We start from the raw sequence: 7,224 nt of genomic DNA, 5'->3' as shown, positions 1-7,224 counted from the left end.
CCCCCTCCCCTCCGCCGACCTCTTCCTGCTCGTCGTGGTGGCCCGCATCATCGCCGCCGCCCGACGCGAGGGCGTCGCGCTCCTCGACGGGCGGGGCGAGCGGGTCGAGGCGGAGGCGCGACTGCGCGAGATCCTCGCGACGGCCGCCCTGTGGCCGACGGGTGCCGCGCTGATCGCCGTGATCGAGGCCGAGCTGAGCGGAGCCTCCGGAACGGGCGACGACCCCGCCGCCTGGGCGGCCGCGGCCACGGCGAACGAGGCGGACACCGCGGAGGTGCACCTGCTCCCCTACTCGCGGCTCCGCCTCGCCGAGGCGCTGGCGGCCGCCGGTCGGCGCGAGGAGGCGGAGCGGGAGGCGCGCGAGGCCCGCGTCATCGCGGAGCACGCCGGACTCGGGCTCCTCGTCGACGCCCTCGACCGGTTCGAGCGGCGCCTCGGGCGGGGCGATCCCGTCGTGGGCGCCGGCCCCGCTCCGGGCGGCGCGGAGCCCCTGACGGACCGCGAGCGCCAGGTCCTCGCGCTCGTGGCGCAGGGCCTGGGCAACCGCGCCATCGCCGAGGAGCTCTTCATCAGCGTGAAGACCGCGAGCGTGCACGTCTCGAACATCCTCCGCAAGCTCGGCGCGGCCACCCGAACCGAGGCCGCGTACCTGGCGCGGTCGTCGGGCGGCTGAGCCCCCGACCGACTCCGCGAGGGAACCCCGGACTGCCGAGGGAGCCTCGAGAAGTGGGTTCCCTCGACCGTCCGGGGTTCCCTCGGTGCGGCCTCAGGGTCGCCGACGGGACCGCCAGGCCGAGTACGCGCCGGTCGACCAGAGCGCCGCGATCACCAGCAGCGGCTGGAAGAGCAGGCGGATCGCGCGCGCGGCGTCCGTCTCGAGCCCGAAGGCCGGCGTCCGCGTGACGAGCTGCGAGACGTTGCCCGGGAACACGGCGACGAAGAACGCGGCGACCACGACTCCGACGACCACCTGCCACCGGGCCAGCAGCACGAGCGCGAGCCCGAGCGCGATCTCGACCACTCCGGAGGCGACGACCACGAGATCCGGATCGAACGGGAGCCACGGCGGCACCTGCGCCTGGAACGCCTGCCGCGCGAAGGTCAGATGGCCCGTACCCGCGGTGACGAGCACGAGGCCCAGGAGGATCCGGGCGATCGTGCGCGGAACGGAGCGCCGCGCTCGGCGGGCGGGGGACGGCGAGTCGGGCATGCCCCCAGTCTGCGCTCGGACGGCGCTCCGCCTCTGCGAGAGGAGCGCCCACCGGCTCGCCGCACCCGCCCCCGAGCGGACCGGTGCTGCGCCGGACGCGCGTTCCGGCGCCGCCCCGTATCCTCTATACCGCCCCGTCCTCAGACCGTGAAACGAGACCCATGAGCACCCTGCCCCGCCTGATGGCCTTCGACCTCGACGACACCCTCGCCGCCTCGAAGTCCCCCGTCGACCCGGCGATGGCCGACCTCCTCGTCCGCCTGCTCAAGGCGACCGAGGTCTGCATCATCTCGGGCGGGCAGATCGGTCAGTTCCGGATGCAGGTGCTCGACCGTCTCCAGGGCGCCGACCCCGAGGCGCTCGCCAAGCTCCACCTCATGCCCACCTGCGGCACCCAGTACTACCGCTTCGAGAGCGGCGACTGGACCCAGATCTACGCCGAGAACCTCACCGAGGACGAGAAGTCCCGCGCCCTCGCGGCCGTCGAGGAGAAGGCGAAGGAGCTCGGCTACTGGGAGTCCGAGACCTGGGGTCCGATCCTCGAGGACCGCGAGTCGCAGATCACGTTCTCGGCCCTCGGCCAGGCGGCGCCCGTCCCGGTCAAGCAGGCCTGGGACCCGACCGGCGAGAAGAAGAACACCCTCCGCGAGGCCGTCCAGGCCGTGCTGCCCGACCTCGAGGTCCGCTCCGGCGGCTCCACCTCGGTCGACATCACCCGCAAGGGCATCGACAAGTCCTACGGCATGAACAAGCTCACCGAGCTGACCGGCATCCCGCTCGACGACATGATCTTCGTCGGCGACCGCCTCGACCCCGACGGCAACGACTACCCGGTGAAGGCCATGGGCGTCGAGTGCTTCGCCGTCGAGGGCTGGCACGACACCGCCGCGTACCTGGAGACCTACGGCATCTGAGCCGCGGGATCCGAACCGCCCCGCGAGGCCCTCTGCGCCGGCAGGGGGCCTCGCGTCGTCCGGGCGCGCACCTCGGCAGGGGTGACGGATCCGTCCTGGCGAGCGCCTCGGCGGGGGTGACGCGAGGAGTCGATCGGCCTAGCATCGGAGGCAGCCACCGCGGACGCCCGCCGGACGTGCCTCCGCACCGCCCCGATCGAGGGAGAAGCGACATGCGCACGGACGAGATGATGAAGGCCATGCCGATGGCCGACGCCGAGACGATGGACACGACCGCGATGCAGGCCTGCATCGACGCGTGCTCCGCGTGCCTGCAGGCCTGCACCATGTGCTCCGACGCGATGTCGTCGATGGACGGGATGGGGCGGTGCGCGTCGATGTGCGCCACCTGCGCCGACGTCTGCCTCGCGACGATGCGCATGCTGATGCGCCCGATGAGCAGGGACGCCGCCGTGCTGCGGCCGATGCTCGAGGCCTGCCTCGCGATGTGCCGCGCGTGCGCCGCCGAGTGCTCCTCCCACGCCGAGATGAGCGAGACCTGCCGCCTCTGCGCGATGGCGTGCGAGGACTGCGCGTCGGCGTGCGAGGCGATGCTCGCGTCGATGCCCGCCTGAGCGGGCTCCGCTACTCGCGGGCGACGCTGATCTGCAGTGCGCCCGAGGCCAGCACGCCGTAGCGCGTGTGGAGCGACACCGGCGCGCCGACGGCGAGCGCCGCCTCCGCGTGGTGCCACACGCGCTCGACGCCGCCCGACCCCCAGAGCTCGAGCGAGATCCAGCCGTCCCCGTCGACCGCGACGACGAGCGCGTCGACCCAGCCCCGCGGAGTGGCGCGCGCCAGCCGCAGCTGCAGTGCGCCGAGCCCGTGGCCGGCCCGGTCGTGCACGCACATCGCCCCGCGCTCGCAGGCGGTCTCGACCGTCGACTGCAGGCGGGTGCGGGGTGGCATGGCGCGTCCTCTCGTGGGAGCGGGTGGGTGCAGCCACGCTAGATCGCCGCACGGCGACCCGCATCCGGCCGCGTCACACGGCGCAACAGCGCGTCAGACGTCCTCCGAGAGCGAGCCGCTCGCCGTGCCGTCGAGGGCGAGGCGGAGGCGGCGCGGCAGCTTCGCGACGATGATCGCGTGCGACTCCTGCACCAGCTCGGCGGCGAGCCCGGGATCGACCCGCTCGAGGTCGACCGTGACCCAGTGGGTCTTGTTGAGGTGGTACCCCGGACCGACCCCGTCGGCGCCCGCGACGAGGTGCACGACGTTCTCGGGCAGCGCCTTCACGCTGACGCAGGCGCGGCCCTGCAGCTCCGACTCGAGGGCGAAGACCTTGCCGCCGACCTTCCAGACGCGGGTGCCGGGGCCGAACGGGAACCCCGGCTCGGCGCCGGGGAGGTCGGACAGGAGCTGCTCGAGCGCGTCGGGATCCACGGAGCCAGTGTGCCGTGAGGCGGGTGCCGCCGCATCCGGGAGTGTCCTGGAGCCGCCGGTAGACTCGCCGGGTCGTCCGAGCAGCCAGTGGAGCGCCTCCGCTTTCGGTCGGCCGGAATCGGAAACCGACGCATGCCTGACTCCTCGGCACCCTCCTCTCCCGCCGGTCCCTCCGCGCCGCAGTCCTCGGCGCTCGGGCGTGCGGCGGGCCGCTACGCGCGGGCGTTCGCCCTCCCCGGGTCGCTCGCCTTCTCCTCCTCGGGCTGGTTCGGCCGGTTCCCGAAGGGCAGCCTCGCGATCGGCGTGCTCGTCCTCGTCACCGACGTCTCGGGCAGCTACGCGCTCGGCGGCGCGGTGTCGGGCACGCTCACCCTCTCGCTCGCCGCCGCGGGCCCGGTCTGGTCGCGGGTGATGGACCGCTGGGGCCAGCGCCGCGCGCTCGCCCTGTCGCTCCCGGTGCTGGTCGCCGCCTCGCTCGGACTCGTCGCCGCCGTGCTGATCGGGGCGCCGGTGTGGACCTGGTTCGCGCTCGCGGTGCTCGCCGGACTCGCCGTCATCGACATCGGCTCGGCGGTGCGCTCGCGCTGGAGCGCGGCCACCTCGGACCCCGGCCTCCGCCACACCGCCTACTCGGTGGAGTCGGTGGCCGACGAGGCGGCGTTCGTCGTCGCTCCGCCGGTCGTGACCCTGCTGGCCTCGCTCGTGCACCCTGCCGCAGGAGTGCTGGTGGGCCTCGGGATCGGCGTGATCGGCAGCACGGCGCTCCTCGCGCAGGTGCGCACGCAGCCGCCGCTCGCCGTCAGCACCCCCGAGAGCAGGGCCTCCGCCGTGCGCCTGCCGCTCGCGCTGGTCGGCGTCACCGCGGTGTTCGCGACGATCGGAGGGGTCTTCGGCTCGTTCAACGTCGCCGCGATCGCGACCGCCGAGGCGGCGGGCGCCGACGCCGCGTCGGGCCTGCTGCTGTCGGTGTACAGCATCGGCAGCGTGCTGACCGGAGTCGTCGTGGGGGCCGCGCGCCTGCCCGGCGGCCCGCTCTCGCGCTTCGTCGTCGCGGGCGTCGTGTTCGGCGTCGTCGTGCCGGTCCTGGTCTTCTCGGGCTCCCCGCCCGTCCTCGTGGTGCTCGCCTTCGTCGCGGGCCTCGCGACGTCGCCGCTGCTCATCACCGGTTCGAGCCTGGTGGAGACGATCTCGCCTCGCGCCCGTCTCACGGAGGCCCTCGCCTGGCCCCCCACCGGCCTCGCCATCGGAGTCACCGCCGGCTCCTCCCTGAGCGGCCTCGCCGTCGAGTCCCTCGGCCCCCAGTCCGGCTTCGCCGTCACCGCGGCCTCCGCCGCCCTCGGCGCCCTCCTCGCCCTCTCCACGGCCGCCGCCCTGCGCCGCCGCTGACCCCGCCCTCCGGCGAACGCGGGTCTCGATACGCCCCTCCGGGGCTACTCGACCAGCAAGGGGGGCGGCACGTCCGAGTAGCAGCCCCTCCGCTCGTACCGCAGGCACGGCGCCCCTTGGCTCGTGCCACAGGCACGGCCCCGCCCCGCTCATGCCGCAGGCACGGCGCCGCCCCGCTCGTGCCACAGGCACGGCGCCTCCACCGGCTCGTGCCACAGGCGCGGCCCCCGTCCGCTCGTGCCGCAGGCACGGCGCCGCTCGTCTCCAGGAGGGGGGACTGATCGGCGTCCGGTTGCGGTGATCGCAAGGCGGAGGAGGAAGTCGTAGCGGAGCTACGGCGCCCGACGACAACGCCGCGAGCACCGTGACCGGGCGCCGATCAGTCTGCGCCGAGGATGACTATGGAGGCGGTGGGGGGTAACGCGTCCTCGTGGTACCGCTCGATCTCGGGGATCGCGGCCGGGTCGGCCTGCTGGAGGAACGTCGTGAGGCGCTGGACCTCGTCGGTCTCGCCGATCGATTCGGCGGCGCGACGGAGGGCGTAGAGGGCGAGGAGGAAGCCGCGGTTGGGGCCGTGGCGCCAGGGGATCGGGCCTTGGCCGCGCCAGCCGGCGGTGCGGAGGAGGTCGAGGCCGCGGTGGTAGCCGACGCGCGCGTAGGCGTAGGACGGCAAGGCCGCGTCGATGCCCCAGACGCTGTCGGCGAGCAGGGCCCAGGCCAGCGGTGAGCGCGGGTGGGCGGCGGCGAGGGCGGCGAATTCGACGGCTCCCGGGGTCGCGTGCTTCGCGAGGGCCGCGGTGACCGCGGGGTCCTCGGGGAGGAGGGTCGGTTCGGGGCCCAGCAGGTTCTCGCCGTTCATGTGCCCAGGCTAACCCCGTCCCCTGTGCGGTGCCGGGGACCGCCGTCCAGTATCTTGCACAGCGTTGTGCAATTTCGTACGATGGACCAGTGACCACCAGCAGAGCTCCCCGGCGCGACGCGACCGACAACCGCGCCGCGATCCTCCTCGCGGCCAGGACCCTCCTCCGCACCGACCCCGACGCCTCGCTCGAGGCCATCGCGGCCGAGGCCGGAGTGACCCGCCGCACCGTCTACGGCCACTTCTCGTCCCGGGAGCAGCTGCTGACCACCGTGTTCCAGGAGGGAGCGGCCCGCATCGCCGCCGCCCTCTCCCCCGTGCGGCACGAGGATCCGGCCTGCGAGCTCGCCCTGATCGGCTCGCGGATGTGGCACGAGGTCGAGGCGATCCGCCTCCCCGCCCGCGCCGCGCTCCGCTCGCCCTACGCCGAGATCGTCGCCGGCACGCTGGAGCCCGTGCGGGCCCAGCTGCGGGCGACCGCGTCCCGCGGGATCTCCTCCGGCCGCTTCCGACCGGACCTCGACGCCGCGCGCCTCGCGCGACTCGTCGAGGACGCCGCCATCGCCGTGCTCGACGAGGCCGCCGACTCCGAGCTCGGCGAAGCGCAGGCCGAGCGCCTCGTCATGGTCGACGTGCTCGCGATCGCGGGCTTCGGCTGGGCCGACGCCGACGCCCTCGCGGCCCGGGTTCTCGCCGAGGGGGCCGGCGCGTGAGGATCGAGCTGCACGACGTCGCCAAGGGCGGCGCGCTGCCGCCCGTCTCGCTCTCGTTCTCGAGCGGGTCCGCGACGCTCGCCCTCACCGAGACGGAGCAGCGCCCCACGGTCCTCGGCCTCCTCGCGAGCGGGCGCATGCGCCCCGGCACCGGCCGGATCACCGTCGACGGTGTCGAGGACCCGAAGCGGATGCGCGCCTCCGTCGCTCTCGTCGACGCCCCCGCCGTCAGCGAGCCCGCCCCGGATGTCACGCTCGGCGGAGTGACGGCGGAGGAGCTCGTGTTCGCGGGCCGCTCCTCGCACCCCCGGGCGGTCGCCCGCGCCCTCGAGGGCCTCGGCGTCGCCCCTCTGGCTCGCCGGCCGATGTCCGAGGTGCCCGCACTCGAGCGCGTCCGCGTGCTCGCCGAGCTGGCCCTGCTCCGCTCGGGGGTCCAGGCCCTCGTGATCGTCTCGCCCGACCGGCACGGCGGCGACCCGGCCGGCTGGTGGGCGCTGGCCAAGGAGCTCGCGGCTCGCGGCGTCGCGGTCCTCGTGATCGCGGGCACCGCCTCCGCCTCGGCGATCGCGGCGACGGATCTGCTGCGCACGCAGTTCGATCCGGCGCAGACCGCTCCCGTCGCCCTCCGGACCCTCGAGGACGGCTTCGAGGAGGAGACGGTCGGCGCGCTCGCCGCCGCCCTCCCGCGCGCGTCCCGGGACGCGCCTCCGCTCCCCACCC

Annotated in this window: 10 protein-coding genes; 6 read left to right on the top strand and 4 right to left on the bottom strand. The window is 74.7% G+C overall.

What is annotated here, in order from left to right; genetic code table 11:
* A partial coding sequence (locus tag NB037_RS17790; protein WP_279309084.1) for a helix-turn-helix transcriptional regulator occupies positions 1-673 on the top strand: 673 nt, incomplete at its 5' end.
* Positions 674-766: 93 nt separating this feature from the next.
* Here the strand turns inward: NB037_RS17790 and NB037_RS17785 are convergent.
* Positions 767-1,210, bottom strand: a complete 444-nt coding sequence (locus NB037_RS17785; protein WP_251948155.1) for a DoxX family protein — start codon at positions 1,208-1,210, stop codon at positions 767-769.
* A 161-nt stretch (positions 1,211-1,371) separates the two neighbouring features.
* On the opposite strand from NB037_RS17785, the gene NB037_RS17780 reads away from it, so the two are divergent.
* Positions 1,372-2,124, top strand: coding sequence for an HAD-IIB family hydrolase (locus tag NB037_RS17780; RefSeq protein WP_251948154.1), 753 nt, complete (start codon positions 1,372-1,374; stop codon positions 2,122-2,124).
* 212 nt (positions 2,125-2,336) lie between these two features.
* Positions 2,337-2,738 (top strand): four-helix bundle copper-binding protein, encoded by a 402-nt coding sequence (locus NB037_RS17775; protein WP_251948153.1) that lies wholly within the window; start codon positions 2,337-2,339, stop codon positions 2,736-2,738.
* Between the two features lie 10 nt (positions 2,739-2,748).
* Here the strand turns inward: NB037_RS17775 and NB037_RS17770 are convergent, their stop codons facing one another.
* Positions 2,749-3,072: a hypothetical protein gene (locus NB037_RS17770; protein ID WP_251948152.1), complete on the bottom strand. Its 324-nt coding sequence runs from the start codon at positions 3,070-3,072 to the stop codon at positions 2,749-2,751.
* A gap of 93 nt (positions 3,073-3,165) precedes the next feature.
* Entirely contained in the window at positions 3,166-3,546 is a 381-nt protein-coding gene (locus NB037_RS17765) for an MmcQ/YjbR family DNA-binding protein (protein WP_251948150.1), read from the bottom strand.
* A gap of 132 nt (positions 3,547-3,678) precedes the next feature.
* On the opposite strand from NB037_RS17765, the gene NB037_RS17760 reads away from it, so the two are divergent.
* Complete coding sequence (locus NB037_RS17760) at positions 3,679-4,932, top strand: MFS transporter (RefSeq protein WP_251948148.1); 1,254 nt, start codon at positions 3,679-3,681, stop codon at positions 4,930-4,932.
* Between the two features lie 379 nt (positions 4,933-5,311).
* On the opposite strand, the gene NB037_RS17755 is transcribed toward NB037_RS17760, so the two are convergent.
* Positions 5,312-5,791 (bottom strand): DUF3151 domain-containing protein, encoded by a 480-nt coding sequence (locus tag NB037_RS17755; protein ID WP_251948146.1) that lies wholly within the window; start codon positions 5,789-5,791, stop codon positions 5,312-5,314.
* Between the two features lie 89 nt (positions 5,792-5,880).
* Between NB037_RS17755 and NB037_RS17750 the strand changes: the two genes are divergently transcribed.
* Together NB037_RS17750 and NB037_RS17745 are read left to right on the top strand one after the other, a co-directional pair.
* Complete coding sequence (locus NB037_RS17750) at positions 5,881-6,504, top strand: TetR/AcrR family transcriptional regulator (protein WP_251948144.1); 624 nt, start codon at positions 5,881-5,883, stop codon at positions 6,502-6,504.
* Positions 6,501-7,224: P-loop NTPase family protein (locus NB037_RS17745; RefSeq protein ID WP_251948142.1), on the top strand; the 724-nt coding region annotated here is incomplete at its 3' end. The genes NB037_RS17750 and NB037_RS17745, both read left to right, overlap by 4 nt.

Origin of the sequence: Rathayibacter rubneri, from assembly GCF_023743255.1 — a bacterium.
Taxonomy (GTDB): Bacteria; Actinomycetota; Actinomycetes; order Actinomycetales; family Microbacteriaceae; genus Rathayibacter; species Rathayibacter rubneri.
Note: the sequence above shows the minus strand (reverse complement) of the source record. Positions and strands in the feature narration are given on the sequence as shown.